A 26,803-nucleotide genomic window follows, 5' to 3' on the forward strand; every position below is an offset into this window, starting at 1 on the left:
TTGTTTATCATTCATTTATTCCAGCCTTTCGCCTGGCCTCTTTTAAATATTCTTCATCAGACTTTATTGGGGCCTGATGCTGATTATTTCCACTGAGATCACTACCACAGTGTTTACATTTTATTGCCTCAGCCTTGATCATTTCTGCGCAAAAAGGACATTTTTTCATTCCATCGAAGGCAATCATTTCTTTTTCTTCAGCCTTAACATCTTTGCGAATGACTACTGAGTGAACGAGCGCAATAATAAATAATAAGGCACCATAAATCCACCAAGCGAAGAACGAACGGCCTTTGCTTTGTGCAATTAGTGCCGGGATAATCCCCAACACAGCAGAGATAAGCAGTAATTCCATATAACCCCCTATAAACTTTATGGGGCAAATCCTAATACCTTATTTCTAAAAAGTCACTGTGTTGCTGCGTCTAACGCAGCCTCAAGGCTGGCAAAAGGATCTTCCGCCTCTGCATTTTCATCCCCGGACCATTGCAGCAGGACATCATTCAGAGCCACTTTCGCCCCCTGCGCACCGTAGACAGCGGATGTTATTTGCGCCGCCTGGATGTCGCCACGCACATCGCCAACAGGGCTATGACGATCGTATTCAATCCACATCATCAGCTCGCTGGCCGTCATGCTCTGACGCAGTTCAGCCAGCGTGCGTCCCAGCCGGAGCGCCAGCGACATCAGGAATTTTACGCCGGGGGTAGCGACTTTTCCCGTGCATCGTCCGCAGTGCTGATGAGATCAAGGCCTTGCTTTAGCAGGCGCGCATGGATTGGGCCGTAAATCGCCCGCACCTGCTCTACATCTTCAGGTCCGAATATCGGTTGCTTGTCCGTATCGCAGAGGACATCCATAAACAGTACGACATCCGCGCACAGGTTACGGTGCGCCCGTTCAGATACCGAAATTTCCTCGTCGTCATTGCCTGATCTGACGATTTCCTGCCAGCGTAACCAGCCTTCACCGGAGGGCTCACGCAGCATGACTTTGGCGTTATCCCACTCAGGCACGGTGGTTTCTTTAAAGCGAAAGCCCGAGTCTTTAGCCAGGGCGCGTTCTTTAAGCGATGTCATGTTTTTCCTTACGAGCCGGACTCGATGTTTTCAGGTTTGCCTTTCAGACGCAGGGAGAACGTGGCGGCCACCACGCCATTAGTACCGGATGACCAGGTGTGCTGGCGCACTTCGGCCAGGAACTTATACCCTTTGCCGGACGGGAAGATGACCTGAAAGCCATAGGTCGTGTCATTGTCATAGGCTGTCCGCAGCGCATCCTGTGCAGGGTTTCGGTAGAAGTTACCTGACATGGAAATTTCAGACGGAGCTGGCAGGCCGTTGGTATTTTCCTGCTCTTCTGAACAGAACGTTGTGGTGTCGATATCCTGTTTCTGACCGCCGGTAAACTGCACCTCTTTAAGCGTGCAGCTCAGATCAAGGAATTTGGCCGTTTTCAGCGTGTCTTTGGTGGCAGGAACTTCAGTGATCAGGATTTTGGTGTTTTGCGATTTTTCATACAAAGAGGACATGGCTGTCTCCATAAAAGCAAAAACCCGCCGGAGCGGGTTATTCAGGGTTGATTAACGTTTCAGGCTGTAACCTGAAATTCGAGCGTGGCGCGGTAAAGCCGGAAATCTGGCTCGTAGCCTGGAATTTTCGTTACTTCAGTCGGAGCCAGGGGCTTAACCGCCTCCAGCGCATGATCACGAATGGATCTGGCTTCCTCAATGGTCAGTGAGTAAACGTCAATCTGCACCGAAACGCGGTATTCCGCCTGACCGCACAGCACATCACTCGAAACGTCAGAGACAAGAGAGAAGATCACCCACGGCGGAGAAATGGACGGCTGGCCATCGTCGCTTAACGGTGCGACATAGGGATAAACCTGCCCGTCAGCCAGGTGCGATAACAATGGGTAAAAATAGGCTTCCGTCATTTGCTCAGCACCTTATCGATGGCGCTGTTCATCCTGGCAATAGCGGCTTCGGCGGCCTCTTCCTGCCGGGTATCAAAAGCGGGTCGCACAAACGGATGCGCAGGCATGTTCACCGTGCCCAGTTCAACGAAGCGCCAGTAGAACGCATTACGCGGGTTGCTGGCTTTCATGGTGTTATCACTGTTGCCGGTGCGGGGATTAACGCCGCGAATATGCACGCCGGACGAAATTTCACCCCGCCGGCGCGATCGCTGCGTGACCACCACCACGTTTTTTTTCATTTTCCCGGTGCGGACCGGAGCACGGTTAATGACTTCAGTTTTCAGCACGTCAGCACCCGCGCGTGTAGCATCGCGCAGCACCTTGTTATTTTCGGCCCGGCTCAGGGTTTCAAGGTCGCGGGCAATATCCTCCAGCCCGGAAAAATCCAGATTAACATCAATCATTTTTCGCTCCCGAGTTTGCAGAGAATTTCAAACTGGCTGCCTTTTGCATCCGGGATCGGCATCCCGATCACATTCAGCACAGCCCCCTTGAACGGTCCTGACAGCACTTTCAGACGGGATGCCGCGGTGACGTCACGCCGAAAGCGCATCCAGACCCGGATAGTCGCTTCAGCCGTTTCCGCACCCGCTGACATCTGCTCATTCCCGCTGATGCCTTTAACTTCTGCCCAGACTGTAGGACCGTCAGACCAGGCTTTCACGGGCTGGCCGGTCGGTGATCGTATTGTTGTGGGATTCTGAACAACGAGACGATCGCGTAAGCGCCCTGCCTGCATATATCCCCCTAAACGCCATAGATCCGGTAAGGCTGAAGCAGCGCCTCAACGGCAAGCGGTACCGTATTTGCACTTGCCGGACTGACAGCCTCGCGGTTTGCATACCAGTGACCGGTAAGCAGCAACATCGCCACACGGATGTCGTCATCGAGCAGCAGAGCATCCGGATCGTCAGCAAAGCCGGGATCGGCGTTGGTTTTATAGAGCTTTCGCCGCGTCCATTTTTCGACGTAGCGTTTCGCCGCGCCGGTGTAGATTTCAAGCAGCGCATCATCGCCCCTGAAATCATCATCGATACGGCAGTGCTCCCTGACCGTATTCAGTTCGATCATGGCATTATCCGAATGGGTAAAAGAAGACGCGGCCCGCAGGCCGCCAGGGACATCAGCTGCCAGCGCCACCGGTGAACGCACCGTAGATGAAGGACTCAGGACGTTTTACCGCCAGCGCCAGACGTTCTTCGCAACGAATGGAGATCATGTTTTTCTCGAAGTCGTCGGCGTTCTCGGTAGAAATCACCACGTTTGCATCTTCGCGATCGAAGATTTGCGCCCCGGCATTGAACGCGCCGGTCAGGAATTTACCGATGAACTGAGCGGCCTCGGTCGCCACCACCGGCAGACCCCACAGGGTCGGCCCGGTCAGACCTGCCGGGTTCGCCAGGATATAGCGGCCCAGTGAGTCTTTGGTGAGTTCGATTTTCGCCCAGTCGATGAAGTGCAGCACATGGCCGGACGCCGGGAAGCGGGCCAGCTGTGCCTGCAACATTGCCAGACGCAGATCATCGATACCGTTCTGCTGTTCCACCTGAAACGCCGGATCGAATTTTGATGCCTGCGGTACGATGCCGTGCAGGTGCACACCAGAGCCGTCACCGAACAGGATTTCCTGCTCTTCGGCATATTTCAGGCCGTAACGCATTTCTGCATCCACCGTGGACTGGAGCTGCGCGAAGTCATCCAGGATCTGCTTGGATGCCTTGAACATGTGCGCGATGGTGGTCACCGGCGTAATTTTGGTGGCGAACTGGATGTCGCTGTAGGGCTTGGTGGTATTCTCCGGCACCACTTTCGCGTTATTGGTGAAGCCGGTCTGTTGCACCCAAAAAATAGCCGGTGAAGTGGTGCGCCCCGGTGCGATCAAATCGCGGATGAAGAGTCGCTGCTTCGGTGCGGTATCGATGCCCGGCAGGCGTTGTGGCTCTACCACCCCCTCGGCCACGTCTCCGGACAGGATAGCCGCTTTAACCGGGATGCTGACGCGCTTACCGCCTTCAACACTGGCGGCAAATGCTTTAAGCGCTTCAGCCGAAATCACCTGCTGGCCTACAGTTTCGACAACTTTAAGGGCATTCGCCAGCGGCATCTGTGCAACATGCTGCTCAAGCTCGCCGAGCGTGGCTTTCAGGGTCTTCTCTGCTTCTTTAAGCCCGTTAAGTTCAACCGCCATCTTATCGACGGTCTCTTTGGTTTCAGCAGAAAGCTGGCCCTGCTTTTTGGCTTCGTTCAGCGCCTCTTCTGCTTTCGCATTAAATTTGCCAGTGGCCTCCTGGATACTTGCAGTGACCTGTTTCAGAATATCGTTTACTTCAGACATGAGTGTTCCTTAATTGACTAACGCGGCCAGCGCGTTTTCAAGAGATGAGCGGGTTTCTGGATTGATTTCGTCGGTAGCGCACGGCTTACCGTCAGGGGTGGTGGCAGCGCCAGGCATACCACCGGATAATGCTTTAATCAGTTTTCGCCGTTCAGAGCGCGGGGTATTGGTCTTCGCCAGCAGCGCATCAAGTTTACGCAGCGCTGCGGCAGGGGAATCATCGCCGCCGGCGACGGCATCAGCAGAAAGCAGGCTGTCGGCCAGCCCTTTTTCAACCGCATCGCTGCCGCCGATATAGCTTTCGTTGTCCATCATCAACTGGACCTCAGCCATATCCAGCCCGGAGCGTGCCGCGTAAATGTCGGCCATCGCATTGTCGAACGGCGCGAGCGAGGCGGACAGTTCGGCGAAGTCGTGACGGTTTCCCATCGCGAATACCCAGCAGTTGTGGATCATCAGGAATGCACCGCGACCGATCTGAATCTCGTCACCGGCCATGGCAATCACCGATGCAGCGCTGGCGGCAATCCCCAGCACCTTAACGGTCACTTTCCCCTGGTATTCGCGCAGCAGGTTGTAAATCGCCAGCCCTTCAAACATGTCGCCGCCGGGTGAGTTGATGTTTACCGTGACATCCGCGCCGTTCATGGCACGCAGCGCACCAGCAATGCGCTTTGCGGTGACGCCTTCACCCCAGTAGTCCTGGCCGATAACGTCAAATACCGAGATGCTGTTATCACCGGCGTCCGCTGCTTTAATGCCGCCGTCCCAGCGATCAAGCGCGGAGGGAAGCGTTTCACAGGTAACACGCGCGCAGGGGCGGCCCGCCGGTGCAACCGGAAGTTGTTTTTTTGTCATACTGAAAGTGCTCCTAAGCGGCCTGTCTGAGCGGTGATTGCTCGAAAGGAATATCGGGGAAAACGTGGCTGTGAAGCTCTCTTAACGCCAGCGCCTGCACCGCAGGGTTGCTGTTTTCGAGGTTTTTAAGCTGGGTCAGGTTAAGCTGAACGGTATAAATATCGCCGCCGTCAATCGGTGGCATATTCTCAAGACGACGAACGTCATTGCGCGACATCCAGCCATTCTGAAGCGCACTGGTGTAGTACGCTGCCCGGCCTGCACTGTCGGCACGAAGCAGCCCTTCCACCGAAAACTCGGCAAAGATGTCATCATCGCTGTCCAGCAGACACCGGGCGATCTCCTGCTCGATATTGACCAGCAACGGTCGCAGCGTGTGAGTCAGAAACTGGAGGTTCATTCCCTCAAGGCTTGATGCCCAACTGCTTTGCTTTGTGGTATGCCCCACCATAAACGGCGGCACACGAAACCAGCGGCAGATTTCTTCGATGCTGAAAGAACGGGACTCCAGCATCTGCGCGGCCTCGGGGTTCATGGTGACATTCTGGTATTTAAGCCCACCCTCCAGTACCATAATTTTCCCGGCGTTTCTGGAGCCAGTAAACGCCGTCATATACCCGCGCATTCGCTCACGCTGTTCTGGATCAAGTGCATTCTCAGAGGAGAGAAACCCTGAACTCTGAAGACCATTTTCGAAAATCTTCGCTGCTGACTCTTCCACCGCCATCGCGGCACCGATCACATCCCGTCCGGTCATCATTGGCATCATGCCGCAGACACCATCAAGACCGAAGCCGCGAATATGCATGATGTTTTTGACCGGTATAACACGCTTCGATCCGCTGTCGGTGTAGGTATATTCCAGGCTGCCATTTTCCAGCCGTTTGACCACCATGTTCTGGGGTAACAGCGGCACCAGCGATACCAGGCGGCTGCCGATGAATTTCTTTTCGATAAAGGCATTGCCACGCAGGCAGATACTGGCGACCACCATCAGCATGAAACGTGACGGCGTCATTTCCGGGTTCGGGCGACGGCACAATACCGCCCAGGCAGGGTGGCCCGTCGCCGCCTTACGCGAGCCGTCCGCCTGCCGCTCGTAAATTTTCAGCGGCAGTGTTGAAACGGACTCACTGAGTAACCGGACGCAGGCCCAGACGGCAGACAACCGTATAGCCTTATCGGCTGATACCGTTTTTCCACTGCTGCTGGTCCCCATCCACTCTTCCCAGAATGTGCCGGTGGTCAGGCTGATGGGTACGCCCAGCCAGTTGAGCAGGGCGCTTTTTACCCTGCCCGGCTGCTTATTTTTCTTCATCAGAAACCTACCATGATGGGATTATCGAAGAAGCCACTCAGATCCTGCTGGTCGTTACCGCCGTTGACGAGCAGACGGCTCATAGCGGTAAATAATGCTGCCGGTCCGTCAATTTTGGCTTCAGGTGTTGATTTATTGGGGAAGATGTTGTCGTTGCGATCCGGCTTAACCGTTACGTTCGACATCATCCAGTTCATAACAGGGTGATTGCTGTGGTGCAGGCGACCACCATATACCAGTGCCTCAACTTCCTTCATCGCCTCAGAGAAGTTGCGCACTGTCTGCGGAACCTCCACCAGCGGCAATCCTTCCTCGGCAAGCGCCAGGCTGAACTGGGTAGCGCTCCACGGATCAAAGCCAATTTCTTTAAGACTCTCGCCTGTCACCCATGCCTGTAGTTCCTCTTTGATCTGGGCATGGTCGATAACATCGCCATCAGTCAGGATGAGTTTTTCCAGCTCTGCCCATTTGCGATATAACTCCGCCATTTGCCGGGAGCATTTCTCCAGCCGCCCTTCGGGTAACCAGAATTTAAAGTCAGCATGGACATGACCATCGGGGGAGCGCCAGGCTTTGACGGCGGCGCAAATGTCGATTTTGTTCGACAGGTCGACACCAACCCACAAAGGGTAAGTTTTCAGTTCATGCGCCGGTGCGATAAATTCACATTTTTCCCACTTCATCATGTCCATCCAGGAAGACTCAGCGGTCACCCAGATATTCATGTGTTTGGTGAAAAAGTTAACCCGCGCAGATACCTGCTCTTTGGCTTTCTTCGCCAGGCGGCGCAGGTCATCCCAGCGCTTACAGATGCCGAGGCCGGGATTGGCCTTCTGCCATACCGTTTCGTCGAAGGGATCGTCCCCCTCGTCCAGCGTGTAAATGATGGCGAAGAAGGTATCGTCTTTAACCGCGCCTTCCACATCGCTGTTAAACCCACGCAGCACCTTGATGGCGTAATCGCGCAGCTCGTAACAGATGCCTTCTTTATTAAAGCCGGCGGTAGTGATCCCGAAAAGCAGCGACTGAAGGCGCGCACCGGTCGCCGTCTCCAGAACATCCCATACGTCACGGGTTTTATGAGCGTGCAATTCGTCAACAATTCCGCAATGGATGTTCAGACCATCAAGATTATTTGCATCACTCGAAAGGGGTTCAAACTTGGATGCGCTTTGCTCCTGGTAGATCGCCAGCTTGTTAAACTCAAACAGCCTGCCCAGCGTCGCTTTAGCGTTCTTGACCATGTTCTTGGCGTCTTCGAAAACGATACGCGCCTGATCGCGGGTTGTAGCCGCCGAGTAAACCTCAGCGCCGCCCTCTCCATCCGCGCCTGCCATATATAGGCCCACGCCGGAGGAAAGGGTCGATTTCGCGTTCTTACGTGCCACCTCGTTGTAAGCGGTTCGAAACCGCCTCACCATCACCGGGCGGCCGCTGCCATCATTGCGCAGAACAATTTCGCCCGTTTCCTCGTTCACAAGGGGGATCACAAATCCGAAAAGATTAATGAGGATGAATACATGCCAGTCCATCAGTTCGATAGGCTGACCAGCCTGCGCACCCTTAACATGGGGGATGAATTTATAAAAATTCAGTATGTGCTGCGCCCGGGGTTCGCTGAAGAAGATGCCGCGCGCTTCCCCGTTTTTCAGGTCGTCCAGAAAACGCTGGCAGGCCAGCCGAACAAACTCACAGGCAATAATTTCCCCCGCCACGACGCGCTCGGCGTAGCGAATACCGTCGGCAACCTTAGCCATTAATCCCTCGCTTTCATAAACTCAGCCAGTGGATCAACCGCGTCCGGCGTTTTGACACTCACCTTTGACCGGCTGGCGGGCGTCATGCCGAACTCAGCCAGCATGGCACGGAGCCGTTTCCATGCATCGGCTTTCATGATTGCCGCCGGGTGCGCCTTAATCATTCTGATTTCGCGCTCTTTACCTTCGTCGGGTTCATCTTCGCTGTAAACTGCGTAGGTGTACCCTTCCCGATCCAGCGTATCGCAGTGGTGCCGGTACTCGGTGTAAGCCTCGACCAGCAGCTCAAGCGCGCGGGCATCCATCTGAGAAATGACGCCAACAGCATCGAGTTCTTCAGCCATGCGCTTAAACCAGTATTTGCCCTGCTTGTCGAAATGCTTCGGCGTTGGGGGTACCCCAGCAGCGGGTTTTGGTTCATTCTCGTTGATTGGTCGTTTTGATGGGTTACCCCTCACCAGACGTAGATGGGTCGGGGTTTTCGGTGGTCCTGACATAATCGAAAACTCCTGTTAATCATCGTATGGGGGACCCCATAAAAAAGTTTTCTAACCTGCGGCGATGCGAAAAAAGGTTAGGCGGCGGTCCTGTAGCGCAAGGCTCCTGAACTTTTTCCCCGCCCTCCCCCTGATGATGCGAATCGTTATCATTCACTTCGATATAATTGCAAATGCAATTATTTTTATGATAATGATTCTCATTTAATCCGCTCAGTTGCCGTCTTTGCCCGATGGCATGACCAGCAGAGGCTTTCAAGGTTGGACATGTCATCGGTACCCCCATGTGCTTTGGGGGTGATGTGGTCGACTGTCTTTGCGGGTTCAGCACGACCATTGCGTTTGCAGCTCTGACACAGGTGTTTGTCGCGGGTCAAAACTTCAAGCCTGAGTACGTCCCACTTGCTGCCGTAGCCGCGCTGGTGCCTGGTCTGCCCGCGCTGGTGCTGTTGCCAGCCTTCATTACGATGCTTTTCACAATAACCTGAGCGATCCGTGGTAGTGCCGGGGCATCCGCGCTTCCTGCATGCTCTCGGTATCAGTGCTGGCATCAGGCTAACCTCCACGCCCGGCGGCGTTCTGTTCGTGGCGCTGCGTCGGGATGACGCTCAACCGTTTCGCCGTCGGCATGGTCCACCAGCGACCAGCACGGATAGACGACATCACCACCATACGCATCACCCACTGCATAATCAGCAGGCTTGTCGTTGTCCCAGCGAGTCAGCACCCTTTCGATATGCTGCGGCGGTACGCTGTAGCAGACGCCGTGAATCAGGCGCGGTAGCGTGATGTAGTCAGCGCGCGTCTTGTCAGCAACGATCAACCGCTCAGCAATCTGCATCTGGTACTGCGGCGGGCGGCCGGTACCGAGGTAGAAACTGAGCAGGTTATCCGGGAAACGGGCGAGCCACGGGGAGACCTTAAACATGAAGCCTTCAACAGGCCTGGCGTCATCCTCCAGCACAATCACCCGACAACTCTGCTCGGCTGCCCATTCAAGGGCGCGACGATGATTCCACGCTGCGCCATGATCACCTTCATCAAGTAGCAAATGAGCATCCAGACACATAGCCAGCCGCTTTGCTCCCGTCCTGCGATGGTGTCCCACGACTACAAATTTATATTCCATCAGCGTTTTACCTTCGGCTTTGGTCTGCACTCGCTACAAAATTTGGAAGGAGGCTTAACATAACTGCCACAGCGATGGCACTGGAAAGGGCTTGGGGCGCTCCCAGGTGTGAAGACAATAATGAAAACAGCCAGTGCAGCCAGGATGAAGAAAATTAATGTTCCCACTTCTACCTCACTTATGCCGCCAGAATGCGAACTCCTTACCGATCCCGTTCGACCTGAACACTGTGTGGACTTGTGGACCAGTGACAACCCTGTCGCCGAATGACTTCGCCACAATACCAAACGCCAGCATATCGCCTACTGCCGGGCAAGCGAGTTCAGTCTGCCAGAAACGATGACTCTCGATGCGGTAATACAGACGCACAATGCCATGCGCGAACGCCATCACATCTTCACGCGTACCGCCCAGAAGCCCAGCATTAAGCATGACTTCATTTTTATTTTCGATAATGAAGCGTTGGTAAACTTTCTCTGGGTGATTTTCTTTAGCCCAGGCGTCGGCATAGGTCTTCGGTTCCGATCCGACATAAACCTGACCGGCGTCCATCTCATCCCACGGCGCGTGCAGCATCTCGACATCTGTACCATCGGTACACCAGACGAATCCATATTCTGGATGTTCGCGCAAGTGCTGATAGATATGCAGCCAACGGGCAAAATATGGGCTCATGTTCACGGAAGGAACTTTGAAAAGTAACGCATCAAAAGGTGGTGCTGTAAGTTCATCTGCCAATACTACAACTTTTGCGCCAGCAATCGATGAGGCCCAATGCTGAAGTAAGTTAGGGTCTGCCTGCATCTTATTTCCGCGTTGCGGGTCTGGCTGACTGGTTAACAGAGTGGTGATCACCACGTTACGACGCGGGCGGTATTCCACATAACCGGTATAACCGGTATAACCGGCATCCCGGCGCTCGTTGTGGATTTTCACGTTGCGCGCCACCAGCGCCTCACGATCAGGGCGGGAAACAGAGCGTGTCACCTCTTCGTGCTCATCCATCGAATGAATCAGCTTTTCCGAACCAGCAACATCAGCGTACGCCCACGTTGTCAGCCCGGCATTGTGGATGCGCAGGGCAAGGTCGCTATGCTCGTACATCCCGCGACCGTAAACCGGATCAAAGCCGCCTACTCTCTCAATAGCGCTGCGGTGGTAATAGAGCATGACGCCGCGCTGCCCGGTATAGGCCACATGCTGATCGTCACGGTAGAGCACCGCCAGATCGTTAAGCTTGCGCGGCCCGGCCAGATCGAGAAACTGATAAGAGAGATGCGGCTCAGGTGATTCGATATAGGGCAAATGCCAGTCACCGGCGATCGGCCAGGCGTCATCATCCCACAGAAACAGATGCTCGCATCCGGCGTCCATCAACACGGCCAGGCTGGTGTTCTTCGATGCGACGATGCCCAGTGATGCGTCGTGCCTTATCAGTTGTACGCCGTCAGGAACTGTAGCTACCGGTGCCGAGCCATCGTCTATCACCACCACCAGCGCACCGACTGGCAAATACTTCAGGTGCTGCTCAATGGCGCGCTTTAAAACTTCTGGCCGGTTGTGGGTGGTAATGCATACACCAATCCGGTTTGCTGGTGAGTCACAGACAGGCGCGAACAGAACACCATCTATTTCTACTCGCATCGCTCAATCCTCACCGTTCCCTGTAGCGTTTGCCGCTTAACCTCTCCGCATTGCAGAACGATCCGCCCGTCTATAAATACTCCGCAAATCACCTGGCCTTTTTCATCGTCAGCGGTAAAGCAATGTTTAACCTCTTCACCATTGAGGAATACCTTATAGCGCTCAACAGTGGGATTAATTTTTTTGCCGAGATCGTCGTCGAGTACTGTTATTCGCATGGGGGCTCCAGATGTCAGCGGGAATGGTGATACAGCAACCCGCCTGGCTTGGTCTGTTCTTTGATAACATTCAGCACCACTTTGCCGATGGCCTCATTCATCTCTTTGGTCAGGACTACCCTGGACTCAGCGGCGGCAGCATTGACAGCCACCTTGCCTGTGAATAGTGCGCCGGGGTAGCCCCCGAAGGTAAGCATGTCATCTTCACGACTGGCTTTAATATCTTTCAGTGAAACAGGATCGTGAGCATCGGGCTGGTGGTCCATAAGTTCATGCGAATCCACCTTTGGGAGGTTGCCAGTCGAATCCATCTTTACTCCCCACTGCTGACTCATCTTGCCACCAGCAGCATCAACGCTATTCAGGGTCTGGAATGCTGACTTAACAGCCTGACCGAGTTTAAAGGCAGCGTCTCCAGCCTGGGCAGCATCGACCAGGTGTAATGAGTTAGACAGCACTGCCGACAACGTGCGCTGCTCAATTGTTTCGTTGCTGGTACCGGATTCACCGAAGATAGCAAAGCGCTCTGCTACAATCTCACTTCGCCGCTTCAGAGCTTCTTTGGCAATGGACTCAAACCTTGTTGCTGCTTCCTCCGCAATGGCACTTGCTGCAATTGAAACGGGCTGGATCATCGACTCTTTGATGCTGGCTGCCTTGTTAAGGGTTTTAAAGGTCTCACTATTGCGAATATGCTTATCAATCTCTTCAATAGCTGCCTGCGCAGCACTGGTATCCACTGCGATTTTCAAAGTAATCGCCGGTGAGTCATTACTGTCACTTTTCTGCGCAACGCCAAAACAAGTATTTACAAGGTAGTCGATGGCGAATTGCTGCCCTTCTGCTGTCAGGTAAGTGAAATAATCCTCGCCGCCGAAAGGTGTGGCGGTGTGCTTTGAACAAGTCAGACCAGCATCCAGCAGTTCGTTAGCGCCTGATTTAGAGGGCACATCACCACTCAACAAAGCGCCTCGAAAGAAAACTGCATAAAGGACGTCAGTTGCCGCATCTGTAAGCGTTGTCAGTTTTGAATCGGGCATGATTATTTCCTTTTAGAGGTGAGCCTGTCGCACGGGAAAGCCGCCCGAGACAAGCGGTATCCCCAGGCTCACTGCTGAAAGTGTCTCGTTGATGCACGTGCGATGGGCATAAAAAAGCCCCGCATATGCAGGGCTGCTAATGTTTAGCCTGGGTCGACTGATCCATGCTCATTTTTTACTGTAAAAAGATTCTCTTCCAGGAGGACGGGTCTTAAATCGACGATGTAACCACATATATTGCTCCGGAGCTAATCTGATTGCCTCTTCAATCGTCTGATTAATTCTCGTGGCGACAAATTCCTTTTCCCTGCCAACCAGCTCTTCAATGATATCCGGTAAAATAATCAGCTCATATCCTTTCCGGCCTGGCAGGCGCCGCGGGACAAATGGAACTACCGCCGGACGAGCGCCTCTGACAAGCATGTAGCTACCTGCTGTCGTTGCAGCATCAGGGACCTGGAAAAATGGCACAAATACACTGTTCTGCGCACCATAGTCATGGTCTGGCGCATACCACATGATTTCATCCTGCTTAAGGACTCGAATCATTCCCTTCAGATCATAGCGGTCCAGCATCGTTTTATTAGAACGCAGACGACCGCGTGTCTGTAACCAGTCAAACAACGCATTATTATTTGGCCTGTAAACACCAATTCCAGGATTAAGCATACCGAAAATACGTGCACCAAGCTCAAGCGTCAGGAAGTGCATACCAATAAGAAGCACTCCACGCTGACCCGACCGGGCTTTTTCCATATGCTCATAGCCCGTTACCGTAAACCATTTACGTATTCTTGCATCGGACCAGAACCAGGCCATACCTGTTTCAATGACCCCCATGCCGACTGACTCAAAATTTTCAATGAGCATTTTTTCATGGTCATTTTTTGCCAATCCGGGGAAGCAAAGCTCCAGATTTCGACGCGCAATATTTACACGACGTGACATTATTCGCATACCCAGTCTACCCAGACCACATCCGATCCGGCATAAAAGAGGGTATGGAAGCAGAATGAGGCAGCGAAGCAGGAGTATTCCCAGCCATAACAGCCAGTAACGGGGGTGAAAGAACGAAAGCGAGAATTCTGGCAATCTGGTCATTGAGTTGAGCGAGTCCCTTTTATCAACAATCGCGACTGTATGTAGCATGTTTCGGGCTGTAATGAAGTATGTGAAATTATTGCATCACTCCAGCTTAGGCATTTTATAAAAAGAGGGGAGATATGGTTTATCTTTTTTTGCGATGTGGTTAGCGTATCGCTGATTTTTTGCAGTCACTCAAGCCACTTTTCCCGGAATGCTCATTAAAGTATCTTTTCGATGCTCGCGTATGCTGCGCATAATAAAGCCCCGCTAATGCGAGGTCAGATTGATGCATGATACTGCCTGTGGCAGATATATTAAGTAGAAAGGCGGCTCCGGTTCAGTAGCTTCTCACTTACCGTCAGCACCTCCCGCCACACAGGATCTGTTTGCCACCATCGTGGCGTAACCAGCCTCAGCAGGGCTATCCACGTATCCTCTCTTTGATCGTACGGTATGCTTTGAATCTGTTCGCCCACACTCACAGAAATTTCAATCACTGAAGCCAGTATCAGGTTAACGTTTTTACCTGATTTATATTCGCTTTCAATATGCTTCATCTCAGAAGCATAAAAAGCTATTACTTCATTCTTAATAATCACCCGCTCCCCACAGATAGTTTCGGTTTACACTTAAGAATGAGTTAAATACAAAAACGAAACTTTTTTTTAACATAAAGAGCCCAGGCAAGACCTCAGCAATCGTCGTCAGGCTTCGCTACCGAGCGGCACGCAGACATACATGCCTTCTGCATCTCAGTTTTTGCCATTGCCACCCAGCGCGGATCCGCGCCAGTTTCTATGGCAGTGTCCAGCAGGTTCAGGAAATGACGACTCACATCTTTAAACCGGTTCATCACTTCGATATCGCCAGCAGTTAATGTGCGGTAGCCCTTTACGGTGCTGCCGTCCTGCGGTTTAGCTTCGCTCATTTTATTTGCCTTTCAGATAATTTGTCAGCGCCGGAACGCGGCGCTTCTCAGGGGGCTAACCGCGGTTGTGAAGAGTGGAGAACATTATCAGACACACTCGTAAATGCGCCTTGCGATGCCAGCCACACTCTCGCAGTGGCCGCGCCCATGCCCCTGCGTCTGTGGCGCATCATAGCCGTTAATAACCGGTACGCGTCTGGCGTCCGCGCTGCTTTACCGGCACACCTATTTCTTCATTAACCCTCACCAGCGGTATGTTGCAGTTTGGACTTGCATCTGGCTCTCTAATCGGAGACTCGGGGCCGCATCATGACTGCAGCATGCATGGACGGTCTCACCGCTTTAGTGCTTCATGGCATCACCTCATACATTGTTGGCGGACATACTGCTGTAACCCAGTCAGTTGCTTTGTGACGGTTTCGATTCGCTCTCTGAGGGTGAAATAATCCCGCTCAGCGGCGTCAGTAAGTCGGGGGCCGGTGCCATCATCCACGCTGGTGGTGCCGGGCGCTCCGTTCGTTCGACAGGTGGCGTTGAGTTGCAGCCGCTTACGGCCAGCAGCAACATCACGTTCAAGCTGGTCAATATTCGCTTTGGCATCTGCCAGTTCTCCGTAGTATTTCGCATCGAGTGCGGCGACGTCGCGCTGGCGCACCTTCATATCGCTGATGGCATCGTTAGCCAGCAGCAGGTCGCCCTTCGCTTTGTCGCGCTGTTCTTTATAGGCGATGGCATTATCACGGTAGTGATTGACCGCCCACCCGAGCGCCACCAGCAGGCCAGCGATAACCAGCGCGCCGATAAGTTTTGCTTTAAAGGTCATTTTTACCTTCCGCCAGACACATGGAACGCTCCATCTCGCGCCGGTTCTGAAGGCCCTTCCACTTCATGCCACCAGCGTAAACCCAGCCACGCATCTCTTCGCAGGCCCCGGCATGGTCGCCTTTATTGAGTTTCCGCAGGAGAGTTGATTTGGAGAACGCATCAGAGCCGACGTTAAAGACAAAGCTGTAGAGCGCCGCACGCTGATACTCGCCCACCGGCACCTTTACCAACCGGTCAACGGTGCGCTTTGCCGGTTGCAGGTCTTTCCACAGCAGGGCATCACATTCCCGGTCGGTATAGGTTTTGTACCGGACGATATCGCGCCCGGTGTGACCGTCGCAGACCGTCCAGACTCCGGCAACATCTTTGTAGGCTTCGTATTTCCTGCCTTCAACGCCGTCTTTACCGCCGATGAAAATAGTTGCTATAGCAAACGCACCAGCACCGGCAGCACCAATCAGCTTTCTGCGTAACGGAGTTGAAAAAGGCATTACTCCTCCTTAAAGGTTGACTGGTTAGGCCACCGCTGGTAAGCCTCAATCTGCGCCAGTGTGGTTTTGCGTTTGTAATACCAGTTGATGCCAAACGTCAGAAGCGCCACAACAATGCCGGCAATTACGCCAACGGCACTCCATTCATCAGGGCTTAGCCTGGTCAGTACGCCATTAGCCACCGTCCCGGCTGATGCGCCATAGGCAGCGCCAGAAGCTAATTTGCTCATGTTGGACATGTCTCTCACCTCCGATGATGTCGGGGTGCTGTGTTGAAAAAAGGATAAAAAAAAGCCTGCATCGCAGGCTTGTGAGATATTTTTTTGACTTGTGGTGCCGGGTGCCTCCCGGTAAGTTCGAGCCAGCGACTGAAACTTGCGTGTTAGGTTGTCTTGCTGTTAACCGGGTGCTGATTACGCCCCTCCGCTCAGGGGGATTCACCACAAAAGAATCTTATACCGTTTCGCTGTAATCACCTATTTATGGGGCTAAAAAAGGTACCCTATCGCACGATATGTCAATGATGGCTAAAAAAAAGCCTGCTCGTAAAAGCAGGCAAAAGGGTTTTTTATTTTCAAGATGAGCGTGGTGCCGGGTGCCTCCCGGTAAGTCCTAGCCAGCAACTGGAACTTGCGTTCTGATAACGAACAATAAACAGCCATAGATGCTGATACGCCCCGCCGCACAGGGGGATTCACCACATACATATTAATAACTAAGGAAATTAGTCTGTCAAAGCCACCAGCACGAACGGTCAAAACGTATCAGCAGATGCCCTTTACGCCGTGTTGCTTTTTTAATTACGAAAAAATTTTCCGAACCGAGGCGTATCCATACCTAAAATGCAAAGGTTTTGATGAACCATAAAAAGACCATTGTTGAATCAAAAACGATCTTTATCAAATCCTTACAAAATGATTAAATATTACCCTTGTGTAACGTCATGCCCTAAGGCTCACCATGTCTGAATCAGATAATCCGGGTAAATTAATCTGGCACGTTGCCTGTGACGAATCAGGTATTGACGGTCAGCGCTTTTATGGTTTTGGAAGCCTATGGATGAAGTATCAGCGTCGCGGCGACTTTTCAAAAATCATTCGCGACTTGAGGCAAAAACATGGTTTCTTTCAAGAAATTAAGTGGAAAAAAGCCAACTCAAAACATTTTTATCCATTTTATTCTGAGCTAATTGATTTATTCTTTAACCACCAGTGGCTTGCCTTCCACTGCATCGTTGTTGAAAAATCAATAGTTAATAAAAGCTTTCATAATGGCGATTACGACCTTGCAATGCGAAAGCACTTTACAAAATTGGTGACAACAAAAATCTCTGGAATAATTTGTGCACATCCAGATCGTGACTGTTACTTTAGAGTTGAAGTTGACCCAATTGCATCACGCTACAAAAAAGCCGATGAAGCATTTCATGTTATAGCCAACAACACGTTAGCTCGTCAGCATGGAGTAAAAAACCTAATTACGCGTGTAGTCACTAAGGACTCCAAGGAATCAGAAAACATTCAAATTTCTGATTTCTTTTTAGGAGCAGTAATGAGCGCATTTCAAGGGAAAGCCTCATCAGACACTAAATTATTGCTTACAAATAGAATTGCTGAGCATTTAGGATGGGACTCCCTTAACTACGACACCTGGCCAAGTGAGAGGAAATTCAACATTTGGTTGTTCTATGATCGCTCTCGCGGACTCAGAGACATTCAGACAAAATCAGTGATACTAAAGACACCATTACCAACAAGACGTTTAAAAACCAGCGCTTAGGTTATCGACCTCTCAGCCGACATGGTTGGAGTTCCAGGCCTTAGCCGAAGTGACCAACTTGGCGGTTTACTTCTGGGAGCCGCCTCTTTATTCCCAAAATTGAATATGCATTGAATCTACATGCGGGACACAATTCAGTCAATGCAGACCTGTTATAAAACCCCGCAATCGCGAGGTTTCGATTGTTAAGCTACGTGTCTAAGTGACCACTCTTAACAGGTTAAATAGCTTTTTGGAATTCCACAACTTTTTTTACCTTAGTTGAGTAAAAATTCTGCTTCTGGCATTCACGATCTATTTCAAGCGTTACATCAAGCATGGCAAGAACGCCCTCAATAAAACCTTCCCCGGCCTGTAAGCGTTTGAGAATTTGAGTGTGTGATACCCCAAGCTTTACTCCCATAGTCCTTACAGGAATGCACAGAATGTAGTACCACTCAAGCATGATACACAGGAGCGGATCATGCTTTTTTAGTCGAGCCATTGCGCCATTGATAATTAACCCATCATTATCACTACACGATGAGCGGGACTTTCTGGAAGCGGGGAGAAGCCCTTTAAAACCTGCGGCTATCGGAGCGTAATAACCTTCATTACCACAGCCCGCCGCCCACGCACCATAACGTTCGAGAACCATCTGAATATCACGCATTGCTGTTCGCTCCAACACTGTCGTTAATATAAATACACTGGGGACTGAAATACTTAAGTACTGCCTCCAGTTTCATGCGGCCTCCTGCTGTTTTTTATAGAAAATCAGCTCACGAACCTGATCGCCGTTCATAAGCATATTGTTGAAATCATCGTGATCCGGCCAGTACACGCTTACGCGCTCCAGGTCGTTCTTTGCCAGCAAATTGGCATGGGCGCATTCGTAGGCCGCTGCCAGCCCGGTGGCACTGTTCTCGTCACGGTCGGCAAAAATAATCAGGTGCTTAACGCCTGAAGGGACGCGGAATTTTTTCATGAAGCCGCTATTGATTGTTGCCCAGGTATTTACCTTGTAAATTTGGTGAGCAGACAACGCCGTTTCGATGCCTTCAGCGATGCCCAGAGTAGTGGAGACGGGGAACATTCTGATCGCAACTGAACGCGCATAATCCAGGTAGTTATCTTCCTGTAATGATTTGAGGCGCTTGGCGCTGGAACCGATGTCTGCTTTTTTGGCTCCATCCAGCAAGGTCTGATGCAGGTAGCACAATTCCCCTTTATCGTCTGTGGCCAGAGAATAAAGAGACTGAAACACGCGCCCGTTATGTCTCTGCTTATCGTTGAATCGGATCGCCTCAGCAGGCAGGTTGAATATTCCACGACAATTCAGATATGCAGCACCGGTTGTACCGCGCAGCGCCACCAGCTTCGAAAATTTGCTCAGCACTCGACTGCGAAGACTGGCAGCATTGCTTGTTACAGGAATTTTGACACGCTGGAAATTATTACCGATCAAACGGTCTATTTCGGTGCAAATCTCGTTAAAGGGTTTCCCCTGTGTCAGGGTGACAAGCTTCATGCCGTCACCGCTGCCGCAGGTACAAATCCACGTCCCGGCACCATTACGATCATCAATGCGGAATTTTCCGCGAGCGCTGCATACAGGGCATTTCCCTTTGAAGTGATTTTTTCCTGTAATTGGTGGCAGGCGGTAATGCTTGAAAATCATGGCCCACTGGCCCTTTGCTGCTTCTGCTGTTTTCATACCTGCGCTCGCTTAGATAATTCCTGCCTTATCTCACTAATCCGGTCTAACGCTTGTTGAACTTTTGGAGCAATGGGCTTCTGCTCTTGTTCATTAATTCGCTGTCCCCGTTGCTCCTTTTCTCGCCGTTTAGCAAAAGCGATCAGTTTATGTTTGATGAAGTTAGAAACCACTGGAGTGATTTCCATGGGGTAGTAATTCAGATCTCTGGGCCATTCGTTAAAACGATCCCGAAATGTATTTGCACACCAGCCATCACTCACCGGCTTTTTGCCCAGCGATACTCGCTGGCGCTGATAAAACTTGATTTGACTCCACCAGGCTTGTTTCTCAGCCGTGGTCGGTTGTGGCTGAACTTTCCCCAGCTTCTTGAGCTTACGTCCGGAGTCGGTATCAATGTCCTCACCTGCCAGGGGCTTATGCCCACATTTTGGGCAGACGTAAACGCCAGCTGGTTTCATGTAGTGGCATTGCGAGCACTCATGCGGCAGCTTTTCTTCGCGTTCTTCAGCTACGCGGCGCGCACTTTCCTCCATACCGTCAGATTTACCCGGGAGATCGTCATACTCAATAGAATCCGGGTATCCCAGGCGGTGCACAGTGCCACTGTGATCGAAGATAAGGCAGGATTCTTTACCCGGAGCTGTGCGCAGGCCCCGGCCGAGCGCCTGCAACCAGCGAATTTCACTTTTGGTTGGCCTGGCATAGATGATGCAGCGAACGTCGCTATCGAAGCCGGCCACCAGCACGCCAACACTGACAATGATTTTTGTCGCACCCTTTTCAAAGCGGTGAATGATTGTCTGCCGTTCGTCCGCTGGCGTGTCGGCGGTCATAACCTCAGCGTGAACACCCGCCTGATTAAACTGGATTGTCAGGAAATTGGCGTGGTTTACGTTGACGCAGAATGCAATTGTCGGCAGGTCCCGGCCATTTTCCAGCCAGTTCTGTACGATGTCGCCCACCAGCGTCGAGCCGCACATGATCTCCGCCAGTTGCGCTTCGTTGTAGTCAGTGCCGAAATGCAGCGATGGGCAAGTTTTAACCCCTTTCAGATCCGGCTTAGTCGGTGCGTAAAATTCGTATTTGCTCAGATCACCGCGCTGAATCAGCTCGCCGATAGTGGTTGGCTTAATCAGTCGTTCATAGTATTTGCCCAGGAATGGGGAAAATGGTGTACCCGACAGGCCGATAACTTTCACGCCCTTAGCGCGCAGGCGTTCAATATCCCGCAGGATGCGTTTTTTTCGCAGGTGCGCTTCGTCGATAATCAGCAGATCGATGTCGTCTGGAAACACACGACGAATCAGTGTGTCGGCGCTTGCAATCTGAATTTTCAGAGACGGATCATAGTTCGGGTGATCAGCCCAGATATAACCGATTTCGTCACCCGGCAACCCATACTCAACAAATCGGTTAGCCGTTTGAGTAATGAGGATCTGGTATGGAGCGCAAAACATTACTCGCATGCCACGGCTGACGAACCCGGCAACGATGAAGGCAGCCAGACCTGTTTTACCGCTGCCGGTCGGAGCGTAAACCATAAAGCTGTCGTGTGCCTTCCAGTTACGGCGCAACATGTTAAGCGCGCGCTCCTGTGCAAAATTCGGTGTGATCGTCAGCTGCATTGTGCGGACCCCGCGGTAATGAGATAATAATTTTGTGATGTGGTTTTCACGTATCCCCCTCACATGGCTGGTGGCCTCCCCAAAAGTTGCCAGCCTCCCTTCTGATTCAGCCCCCCTGAAAATTACTCTTCCAGAAAGAACCCTCTGAACATTTGACTGCTGCGTACTACTTAGCTGATACAGGCGTTTTTTTAAAACCCCTTTGAGACAGAGATCTACTTAACCTATGAATCTTTCCTGTTGGAAAAGGACACGGTTCCTGCCCCTACACCCAATCCCCCCTAACCCCCCTTTCCCTCTCCCCCATAGAAATGTACTACCTAACTAGTACGAATGAGGTTTTGAGTCAGTTTGTTGCCTGCCTGAACAGGCACCTTTAAGCCTGTTTCTGTTCGGATACCTTTAAACCCGAAATCGTCAGTAGCGCGGTCGCGTTCCAGCCAGGGGAGGTTCGGCGGTATACCCCTGTAAAGCCCTGCCCTGATTTATCACAAACAAGCGAAGCCGGGTATTTGCTTCATGCCTTGCCCGGTTGTCTTTTCGGTATGAAACTGGCTCAGCATCGAAAGTTTCCTGATACACCGCCGCATAACGTTGAATTGCTTTTTGCCTTGCAGTGGGAGTCAGGCGATGTAACTGCTCCTGAATCCACTCGAAATCTGCTTGGCAAAAAGATGACGGTAATTCCAGTTGAGAAATCAAATTCAGTCCTTCAGATGATTTCAATTGGATGTGGGAAAAGCTCAGGTAAATCTGGCCGAATTTGGTGAGCACTAATTTGACCGCCAGCCGCAGCCACAATCCTTAAAACATGCTCAGCCTTAACCCTTTTTCCATGACGCCATTTCCAAACTGTGGCCTGCGATACACCGCACAATTTTGCTAATGCGCCCTGGCTGCCAGCGCAGCTAATAGCAATGTCAATCGGTTCTGAAATCATAAAACCCCCTTAGTAATAATTATTACTTTAGCGATTAAGTATGGTTGTAGCAAGGTTAATAATTACTTTTTGACTTACCTATTTGTATGGGCTACATTTTTAACAACTTTTGGAGTATTCGATATGACAAACAATTCTTTCGCGGACAGATTGTCCGAAGCGATGAAAACAGCAGGGTTAACACAGGCATCTCTTGCAGAGTCGGTGGGGATGTCACAATCAAGCATATGGAAGTTAACTTCCGGAGCAGCTTCAGGCTCAAGAAAAACAGTTGAGTTAGCCAAGGCACTCAAAGTAAGACCTGAGTGGCTGGCTTCTGGGGAACTTCCCAGAGATGATTCAAACCCGGCTACCATGGTTTCGACCACTCCCCCTCCATTACCAGGAACATTTCGCATCGATCTGCTTGACATACAGGCAAGTGCGGGGCCGGGAACATACCTTTCTTCGGAGTTCGTAGATACTATAAGAGCAATCGAGTTCACAGAAGAACATGCCAGAAGTATGTTTGGTAACCGCTCTGCCTCTGCTATCAAAGTCATAACAGTCCGCGGAGACAGCATGGAAGGAACAATTGACCCTGGAGACTTTGTTTTCGTTGATACAACAATAAATTACTTTGAGGGTGATGGTATCTATGTCTTTGTTTTCGGTAAAACTATCCATATTAAACGCTTGCAAATGCAGAAAAACTCACTAGTAGTGCTCTCTGACAACAAGCTTTATAGCTCATGGGAGATTGACGCTTCTGATGAAGATCAATTTCATGTTTTAGCGAAAGTTCTGGTTAAACAGTCGCCTGCCTTCAAAAGATTTGGATAAGATGAAGATCACATAAAAGACCGCTTAGGCGGTCTTTTTTTTGCTTAGCAAACAACAAATTAAAACCAAAGTAAAAAATAAAACCACTTTAGTGGTTGACCAAGGAATCATTTCAAGCCATGCTTATTAAAACTTAAGTAATTGAGGGCTTGAAGATGGAAGTTGCAATCACCAAAAAATTCTTTCAAATCGTAGATATTCCTGATTATCGCTACCCTGGCAATAAAGATGCGATCATGAATATCGATTTCAATAGCGTCGCTACTGATTGTGATACTAAAACTATCTCCCTGCTGGAAGCGATTAACATCTTAGGTATTAATATTCTTAACGAAACTGACGGGAAGAAAACTGATAGCAGTAAGATTTCTATGTTATCAGGCATTATCTGTGACTTAGCGGAACTTGCAATTGCCACCAACAAAATATCTCAATCCGCTGCTTATTCTTCAGGTTATAAGGATGCAGAAAATGTCTGATATCACATTGCAAAAAGCGGCAACTAAGGCTTACCAGGCTGAGATTGTTGCGAGGATGCTTGAGAACTATCCTCATAAAATGACCGACTCAGAGGTGGAATCCGTTGCATCAATTTTGGTAGATCTCATTAGTCCGGTGGCTGCTTACCTTATTGAGGAAGAGTCCAAAAACCCTGCTTAAAAATAAATTAGTCATTTTAATCACAGGAATAATTCTGGGGATTCCTGCAATCAAATTAAGGTGAATCATGATTAATCCACAAGCATTTAAAACAGCAAAATTATTGGCATCATCAGGTTACTGGGACATAGCTTTGCTTTTCCTTCGTAAGGCATATGGGAGATGAATATGGATAATGTAATAAACACATATCGCCGCCGAATCATGAAGGCCGCATTAATACGCCACCAACGTAAAACAGGTAGTACCTGCATTATTATCCATCTCCCTAAAGGTGGAATTAGCACAATTGAGTTAACAGAAATTTTACTGGATGGGCTGTTACGTAAATTCGAACGACTTGCAATCAGTGAATATGGAAATGTCGAAGGTGTAAAAGCTATTAAGGGAATCTACAGCAGATCTGTAGATGTAAATGGCTGCGGTGAATTTCTGACAGAAAGCGGGAAGGAGTTAATCGACGAGTTTATTTCTGAGCTGGTGGAGTTCGTCAAAAACCAGAAACCAGTTACTGCGGAGACCAGCAATGGCTAATCAACAAACAATGCTCTATCAGGGTGTGCATATTCCACGGCCTGTATTGAACGTGGATCTGCATGTGCTTCCTGACTTTACCGGCCGTGTTGTTCTTTATATCGAGAACGGGAAAGTTAAATGCGACCGTCGGTTACTTGAAGAGGAACATATTTGCGCTTTAGACACTTTTATTGAAATGGCGCGTGAAATGGAGTTACGGATACAGGAGGTAGCTGGTGGCACTGACAGCGATACGAATTCCTGAATGGGTTCACGGGCAGGCAGTACACATTCTTCGCCAATACAGGGCCGGGAGAATACATCCCCGCCGTATGCACAAGACAGGCTATCTGAGTCTGAAAGTTAATCTGCGCTGGCGGCTGTTGTCCCGCGATGGCGGCCAGAACTGGGCAGTAATGAGTCACGAACGATATAGCAAATTAAAGGATAGAAAATGAAAAACAACCGCACTAATTCTGCAATTGACCAGGCGATCAGAGTCTATGAGACCCCAGCTGGTCCGTTATTCGTCGCTGCCCGGCATGGCCGTATTAAAAAATGTTTTACTCGCGATACTGCGATCCGCTACCTCGCTTATTTTATGACTACTCAGGCGTTTGGTATGTCAGGTTTTAAACAGCGGCATCCACGGGTACGCATTGATCGTGACGATATGGAAATCTGGCGCGAGAGAGAAACTACCGCTGAGTATCTGTCTGCCCATCAGCGTTGCATGCGCCGTCTGCGTCGAATCCTTGCCCGCAAACGTGCAATGCAGAAATGGCATGAGCGCTGGGAGTCCATGCATGACCGCTATGTGAAAGACGTTGCTGAGCTTCAGGCCAGTAAACCAGCGGGGGTGCGCTGATGGCAAAGAGACGAGGCAGCAAAACTCACCAGGGCTTGTGTGGTGCTAGCACAAGGACACCGACTGACACGAGAGCCAGTTCGTGAAAATGCTCATTGTAAGCAGTTTGTAGAACAGTTCAGTACAGGTGACGGCAATGTGCAGATGCCACTGAACCGCAGCATGCGCCGTTATGCAAAACACATCGGGATCGAACTGAAGAAGGTTAGAAAACATGACAATGAAAAATGAAGTTACCAATGCAAGCACTCAGCCAGTGATGAGCAGCAATGAGATTGCCAATCTGACCGATAAGAGTAAGTCAGATATCCACGTAGATATCTGGAATATGCTGAAGCAGCTTTATCGCATCGAAAAAGATGATGGAAATATCCATCATCTCAAAAATCAGAAGGTTACAGTTATCAGAGGCGTCATAACCTGCTTTGATAATCGCGGTTATGTCTCTGAGTTCTTACTCGATCGCCGCCATACTGAAATCCTGATCACCGGGTACGACGTTGTACGCCGTGCATCCGTTATTGACCGCTGGTTCTCTCTTGAATCAGGCGAGGCGCAGCCACGCATTGCAGTTCAACCACCGCAGCCAGCACCCCCCGCAAGCCACGACATTCTCTCACTTGCCCGTGTAGTAGCCGAGGCAACCGCATCAGCGACGATGAAGGCTGTAATGGAAGTGAGCGGCGCTAACCTGATTGCTGCTGCGCCTGCATCCCAAGCACTTCAGCCGACGCAGATCGGCGCTGGCGCTGAATTTGTGAATACCGATTCTGAATTTACACCAGTACACAAGGTGTCATGGGAAACCGGGCTGTCCGATCCATCCTGCCGTCGCCTTGTTCAGTTCGCAAACCTGCCATCCAGACAACTATTGGGCGTTCGCGGCCTGTGCGTGCATCGTGAATCATTCCTGCATGCCTTTCAGGTGCTGCTGGAAGAATCCGTTCGCCCAACCGGTAAGCGCAAGCGCTGGCAGCATCCTGAGTTCGGCGGTTTTATTCTGCGTAAGGAGGTTTCCAGTGGCGAATAGCGAATTGCATCCGGACCACCAGCAGGCGCTGACATGGGTATGCGATGCCTACCTGTTCTATCTGGTCAGTCTGCACCGTCGCCCGGTTTACCGCCACCAGCACGGCGATATTTCACTTAATCAGCCAGCGCTACGAGAGTTTATTGATACCTACCTTCTGGACAAAGGGTGGGGTCCTGAACGACGTGTGGTGCGCTACACCCACTTGCTGGATTTCAAAGCGCATGTGGACGGTATTAATTCCAGTTTTATCGACTGGGGGACCGTACCAACGTTAACCCCACGCGGTATCCGCTGGATGAACGCCTGCTTCTCCCGCCTGGGCGAAATGGTTAACAGCTATGGCGGGTGGGAGAGTTATGTTGCAGCAGTTCAGGAGGTGAATACTGATGAAAGTCGACTTTAACGATCAAGGGGCGGTTTCGACCATCACTGTGACCAGCACGGTGTTCGAGTTCCGCAAGCATAACCGTGTGGTCGATACCACACTGTTCTCAACCCCGGCCATAGTTGTAAACCGTACTGGAGTGTTCTTTTTGAGGTCGGTCTTTTCCGGCAAATCAAGAGACATTCTGCGGGCGTACAAAACTGTTCAAAGAGAAGCTGCGCGATGAATAAAGCATTTGAAATGTACGTGAGACAGCGTTACGGAAGCCGCTATGACCTGACACGTGATCAGGATGGCTGCTATTGCCGGGAAGTGGTTAAGCGGATGTTTGATGTGTGGTGCCACTGCCGTGGCCTGAGCGTGTTGTGAG

At 50.9% G+C, this 26,803-nt stretch carries 39 protein-coding genes and 2 pseudogenes; 12 read left to right on the top strand and 29 right to left on the bottom strand.

Features of this window, described 5'->3' with window-relative positions; all coding sequences use genetic code 11:
* Window positions 1-7: 7 nt before the first annotated feature.
* The 24 genes and pseudogenes from CHU32_RS13660 to CHU32_RS13775 all read right to left on the bottom strand — a co-directional run bounded on the left by CHU32_RS13660 (window position 8) and on the right by CHU32_RS13775 (window position 16,345).
* Window positions 8-355 (bottom strand): zinc ribbon domain-containing protein, encoded by a 348-nt coding sequence (locus CHU32_RS13660; protein WP_103676070.1) that lies wholly within the window; start codon window positions 353-355, stop codon window positions 8-10.
* Between the two features lie 53 nt (window positions 356-408).
* Window positions 409-687 (bottom strand): phage tail assembly protein T, encoded by a 279-nt coding sequence (locus CHU32_RS13665; protein ID WP_103676071.1) that lies wholly within the window; start codon window positions 685-687, stop codon window positions 409-411.
* A gap of 8 nt (window positions 688-695) precedes the next feature.
* Window positions 696-1,079, bottom strand: a complete 384-nt coding sequence (locus tag CHU32_RS13670; RefSeq protein ID WP_103676072.1) for a phage tail assembly chaperone — start codon at window positions 1,077-1,079, stop codon at window positions 696-698.
* A 32-nt stretch (window positions 1,080-1,111) separates the two neighbouring features.
* Window positions 1,112-1,531, bottom strand: a pseudogene (locus tag CHU32_RS13675) (phage tail protein); the annotation flags it as partial.
* Window positions 1,532-1,590: 59 nt separating this feature from the next.
* Window positions 1,591-1,938 carry a tail completion protein gp17 gene (gp17, locus tag CHU32_RS13680; protein WP_103676074.1) on the bottom strand — a complete coding sequence of 116 codons (348 nt, stop codon included), beginning with the start codon at window positions 1,936-1,938 and terminating at the stop codon, window positions 1,591-1,593.
* The gene (locus CHU32_RS13685; protein ID WP_103676075.1) at window positions 1,935-2,384 is read right to left on the bottom strand and encodes an HK97-gp10 family putative phage morphogenesis protein; all 450 of its coding nucleotides are present in this window, start codon (window positions 2,382-2,384) and stop codon (window positions 1,935-1,937) included. The genes gp17 and CHU32_RS13685 overlap by 4 nt, the downstream gene beginning before the upstream one ends.
* Complete coding sequence (locus CHU32_RS13690; RefSeq protein ID WP_103676076.1) at window positions 2,381-2,719, bottom strand: phage head closure protein; 339 nt, start codon at window positions 2,717-2,719, stop codon at window positions 2,381-2,383. Before CHU32_RS13690 ends, CHU32_RS13685 begins: the two co-directional genes overlap by 4 nt.
* An 8-nt stretch (window positions 2,720-2,727) precedes the next feature.
* Window positions 2,728-3,051 carry a head-tail connector protein gene (locus CHU32_RS13695; RefSeq protein ID WP_103676189.1) on the bottom strand — a complete coding sequence of 108 codons (324 nt, stop codon included), beginning with the start codon at window positions 3,049-3,051 and terminating at the stop codon, window positions 2,728-2,730.
* Window positions 3,052-3,103: 52 nt separating this feature from the next.
* Complete coding sequence (locus tag CHU32_RS13700; protein ID WP_103750866.1) at window positions 3,104-4,315, bottom strand: phage major capsid protein; 1,212 nt, start codon at window positions 4,313-4,315, stop codon at window positions 3,104-3,106.
* 9 nt (window positions 4,316-4,324) lie between these two features.
* Window positions 4,325-5,173 carry a head maturation protease, ClpP-related gene (locus tag CHU32_RS13705; RefSeq protein WP_103676078.1) on the bottom strand — a complete coding sequence of 283 codons (849 nt, stop codon included), beginning with the start codon at window positions 5,171-5,173 and terminating at the stop codon, window positions 4,325-4,327.
* Window positions 5,174-5,186: 13 nt separating this feature from the next.
* Window positions 5,187-6,491, bottom strand: a complete 1,305-nt coding sequence (locus CHU32_RS13710) for a phage portal protein (RefSeq protein WP_103676079.1) — start codon at window positions 6,489-6,491, stop codon at window positions 5,187-5,189.
* On the bottom strand, window positions 6,491-8,248 hold the full coding sequence (locus tag CHU32_RS13715) for a terminase large subunit (protein WP_103750867.1): 1,758 nt from the start codon (window positions 8,246-8,248) through the stop codon (window positions 6,491-6,493). Before CHU32_RS13715 ends, CHU32_RS13710 begins: the two co-directional genes overlap by 1 nt.
* Window positions 8,248-8,745, bottom strand: a complete 498-nt coding sequence (locus CHU32_RS13720) for a phage terminase small subunit P27 family (RefSeq protein WP_103676081.1) — start codon at window positions 8,743-8,745, stop codon at window positions 8,248-8,250. Before CHU32_RS13720 ends, CHU32_RS13715 begins: the two co-directional genes overlap by 1 nt.
* Window positions 8,746-8,945: 200 nt before the next feature.
* Window positions 8,946-9,296: an HNH endonuclease gene (locus CHU32_RS13725; protein ID WP_103676082.1), complete on the bottom strand. Its 351-nt coding sequence runs from the start codon at window positions 9,294-9,296 to the stop codon at window positions 8,946-8,948.
* A pseudogene (locus tag CHU32_RS13730) lies at window positions 9,220-9,874 on the bottom strand (hypothetical protein). The gene CHU32_RS13725 and the pseudogene CHU32_RS13730 overlap by 77 nt, the downstream one beginning before the upstream one ends.
* Before the next feature lie 174 nt (window positions 9,875-10,048).
* Window positions 10,049-11,518 carry a glycosyltransferase family 2 protein gene (locus CHU32_RS13735; RefSeq protein WP_103676083.1) on the bottom strand — a complete coding sequence of 490 codons (1,470 nt, stop codon included), beginning with the start codon at window positions 11,516-11,518 and terminating at the stop codon, window positions 10,049-10,051.
* Entirely contained in the window at window positions 11,509-11,736 is a 228-nt protein-coding gene (locus tag CHU32_RS13740; RefSeq protein ID WP_103676084.1) for a hypothetical protein, read from the bottom strand. Before CHU32_RS13740 ends, CHU32_RS13735 begins: the two co-directional genes overlap by 10 nt.
* 14 nt (window positions 11,737-11,750) lie before the next feature.
* Complete coding sequence (locus tag CHU32_RS13745; protein WP_103676085.1) at window positions 11,751-12,776, bottom strand: hypothetical protein; 1,026 nt, start codon at window positions 12,774-12,776, stop codon at window positions 11,751-11,753.
* Window positions 12,777-12,944: 168 nt separating this feature from the next.
* Window positions 12,945-13,877 (bottom strand): LpxL/LpxP family Kdo(2)-lipid IV(A) lauroyl/palmitoleoyl acyltransferase, encoded by a 933-nt coding sequence (gene lpxL / locus CHU32_RS13750; RefSeq protein ID WP_103676086.1) that lies wholly within the window; start codon window positions 13,875-13,877, stop codon window positions 12,945-12,947.
* Window positions 13,878-14,176: 299 nt separating this feature from the next.
* Window positions 14,177-14,461, bottom strand: coding sequence for a hypothetical protein (locus tag CHU32_RS13755; protein ID WP_103676087.1), 285 nt, complete (start codon window positions 14,459-14,461; stop codon window positions 14,177-14,179).
* A 92-nt stretch (window positions 14,462-14,553) separates the two neighbouring features.
* Entirely contained in the window at window positions 14,554-14,790 is a 237-nt protein-coding gene (locus CHU32_RS13760) for an Acb2/Tad1 domain-containing protein (protein WP_103676088.1), read from the bottom strand.
* Between the two features lie 358 nt (window positions 14,791-15,148).
* Window positions 15,149-15,613, bottom strand: a complete 465-nt coding sequence (locus tag CHU32_RS13765; protein ID WP_103676089.1) for a lysis protein — start codon at window positions 15,611-15,613, stop codon at window positions 15,149-15,151.
* Window positions 15,603-16,106: a lysozyme gene (locus CHU32_RS13770; RefSeq protein ID WP_103676090.1), complete on the bottom strand. Its 504-nt coding sequence runs from the start codon at window positions 16,104-16,106 to the stop codon at window positions 15,603-15,605. The genes CHU32_RS13765 and CHU32_RS13770 overlap by 11 nt, the downstream gene beginning before the upstream one ends.
* Complete coding sequence (locus CHU32_RS13775) at window positions 16,106-16,345, bottom strand: phage holin (protein WP_176691657.1); 240 nt, start codon at window positions 16,343-16,345, stop codon at window positions 16,106-16,108. The genes CHU32_RS13770 and CHU32_RS13775 overlap by 1 nt, the downstream gene beginning before the upstream one ends.
* Window positions 16,346-17,066: 721 nt before the next feature.
* Here CHU32_RS13775 and CHU32_RS13780 point away from each other — a divergent pair.
* Window positions 17,067-17,885, top strand: a complete 819-nt coding sequence (locus CHU32_RS13780) for a DUF3800 domain-containing protein (RefSeq protein WP_103676091.1) — start codon at window positions 17,067-17,069, stop codon at window positions 17,883-17,885.
* A 220-nt stretch (window positions 17,886-18,105) separates the two neighbouring features.
* Here the strand turns inward: CHU32_RS13780 and CHU32_RS13785 are convergent, their stop codons facing one another.
* The 5 genes from CHU32_RS13785 to CHU32_RS13805 form a co-directional block, all read right to left on the bottom strand.
* On the bottom strand, window positions 18,106-18,537 hold the full coding sequence (locus tag CHU32_RS13785; protein ID WP_103676092.1) for an antiterminator Q family protein: 432 nt from the start codon (window positions 18,535-18,537) through the stop codon (window positions 18,106-18,108).
* Between the two features lie 72 nt (window positions 18,538-18,609).
* Window positions 18,610-19,581 (bottom strand): toprim domain-containing protein, encoded by a 972-nt coding sequence (locus tag CHU32_RS13790; RefSeq protein ID WP_103676093.1) that lies wholly within the window; start codon window positions 19,579-19,581, stop codon window positions 18,610-18,612.
* Window positions 19,578-21,209, bottom strand: a complete 1,632-nt coding sequence (locus CHU32_RS13795; protein WP_103676094.1) for a DEAD/DEAH box helicase — start codon at window positions 21,207-21,209, stop codon at window positions 19,578-19,580. Before CHU32_RS13795 ends, CHU32_RS13790 begins: the two co-directional genes overlap by 4 nt.
* Window positions 21,210-21,626: 417 nt before the next feature.
* A complete protein-coding gene (locus tag CHU32_RS13800; RefSeq protein WP_425444892.1) occupies window positions 21,627-21,911 on the bottom strand; it encodes a hypothetical protein in 285 nt (94 codons plus the stop codon).
* 10 nt (window positions 21,912-21,921) lie between these two features.
* The gene (locus CHU32_RS13805) at window positions 21,922-22,149 is read right to left on the bottom strand and encodes a transcriptional regulator (protein WP_103676095.1); all 228 of its coding nucleotides are present in this window, start codon (window positions 22,147-22,149) and stop codon (window positions 21,922-21,924) included.
* Window positions 22,150-22,272: 123 nt separating this feature from the next.
* Between CHU32_RS13805 and CHU32_RS13810 the strand changes: the two genes are divergently transcribed.
* From CHU32_RS13810 to CHU32_RS28260, 11 genes are all read left to right on the top strand, one after another.
* Window positions 22,273-22,971 carry an XRE family transcriptional regulator gene (locus tag CHU32_RS13810; RefSeq protein WP_103676096.1) on the top strand — a complete coding sequence of 233 codons (699 nt, stop codon included), beginning with the start codon at window positions 22,273-22,275 and terminating at the stop codon, window positions 22,969-22,971.
* A gap of 155 nt (window positions 22,972-23,126) precedes the next feature.
* Window positions 23,127-23,450: a hypothetical protein gene (locus CHU32_RS13815; RefSeq protein ID WP_103676097.1), complete on the top strand. Its 324-nt coding sequence runs from the start codon at window positions 23,127-23,129 to the stop codon at window positions 23,448-23,450.
* Window positions 23,443-23,631, top strand: coding sequence for a hypothetical protein (locus tag CHU32_RS13820; protein WP_103676098.1), 189 nt, complete (start codon window positions 23,443-23,445; stop codon window positions 23,629-23,631). Before CHU32_RS13815 ends, CHU32_RS13820 begins: the two co-directional genes overlap by 8 nt.
* 168 nt (window positions 23,632-23,799) lie before the next feature.
* On the top strand, window positions 23,800-24,165 hold the full coding sequence (locus CHU32_RS13825; RefSeq protein WP_103676193.1) for a hypothetical protein: 366 nt from the start codon (window positions 23,800-23,802) through the stop codon (window positions 24,163-24,165).
* Window positions 24,158-24,412, top strand: a complete 255-nt coding sequence (locus CHU32_RS13830; protein WP_103676099.1) for a hypothetical protein — start codon at window positions 24,158-24,160, stop codon at window positions 24,410-24,412. Before CHU32_RS13825 ends, CHU32_RS13830 begins: the two co-directional genes overlap by 8 nt.
* Window positions 24,384-24,605, top strand: a complete 222-nt coding sequence (locus CHU32_RS28600) for a ParE family toxin-like protein (protein ID WP_133159248.1) — start codon at window positions 24,384-24,386, stop codon at window positions 24,603-24,605. The genes CHU32_RS13830 and CHU32_RS28600 overlap by 29 nt, the downstream gene beginning before the upstream one ends.
* Window positions 24,602-25,015 carry a hypothetical protein gene (locus tag CHU32_RS13835; protein ID WP_103676100.1) on the top strand — a complete coding sequence of 138 codons (414 nt, stop codon included), beginning with the start codon at window positions 24,602-24,604 and terminating at the stop codon, window positions 25,013-25,015. The genes CHU32_RS28600 and CHU32_RS13835 overlap by 4 nt, the downstream gene beginning before the upstream one ends.
* 214 nt (window positions 25,016-25,229) lie before the next feature.
* On the top strand, window positions 25,230-26,045 hold the full coding sequence (locus CHU32_RS13840) for a Rha family transcriptional regulator (protein WP_103676101.1): 816 nt from the start codon (window positions 25,230-25,232) through the stop codon (window positions 26,043-26,045).
* A complete protein-coding gene (locus tag CHU32_RS13845; protein WP_103676102.1) occupies window positions 26,035-26,451 on the top strand; it encodes a hypothetical protein in 417 nt (138 codons plus the stop codon). Before CHU32_RS13840 ends, CHU32_RS13845 begins: the two co-directional genes overlap by 11 nt.
* Window positions 26,435-26,659, top strand: coding sequence for a hypothetical protein (locus CHU32_RS13850; protein ID WP_103676103.1), 225 nt, complete (start codon window positions 26,435-26,437; stop codon window positions 26,657-26,659). The genes CHU32_RS13845 and CHU32_RS13850 overlap by 17 nt, the downstream gene beginning before the upstream one ends.
* Window positions 26,656-26,802: a hypothetical protein gene (locus CHU32_RS28260; protein WP_176691658.1), complete on the top strand. Its 147-nt coding sequence runs from the start codon at window positions 26,656-26,658 to the stop codon at window positions 26,800-26,802. Before CHU32_RS13850 ends, CHU32_RS28260 begins: the two co-directional genes overlap by 4 nt.
* The last annotated feature ends 1 nt before the right edge of the window (window position 26,803 follow it).

The organism is Superficieibacter electus, assembly GCF_002915575.1.
Classification (GTDB): domain Bacteria; phylum Pseudomonadota; class Gammaproteobacteria; order Enterobacterales; family Enterobacteriaceae; genus Superficieibacter; species Superficieibacter electus.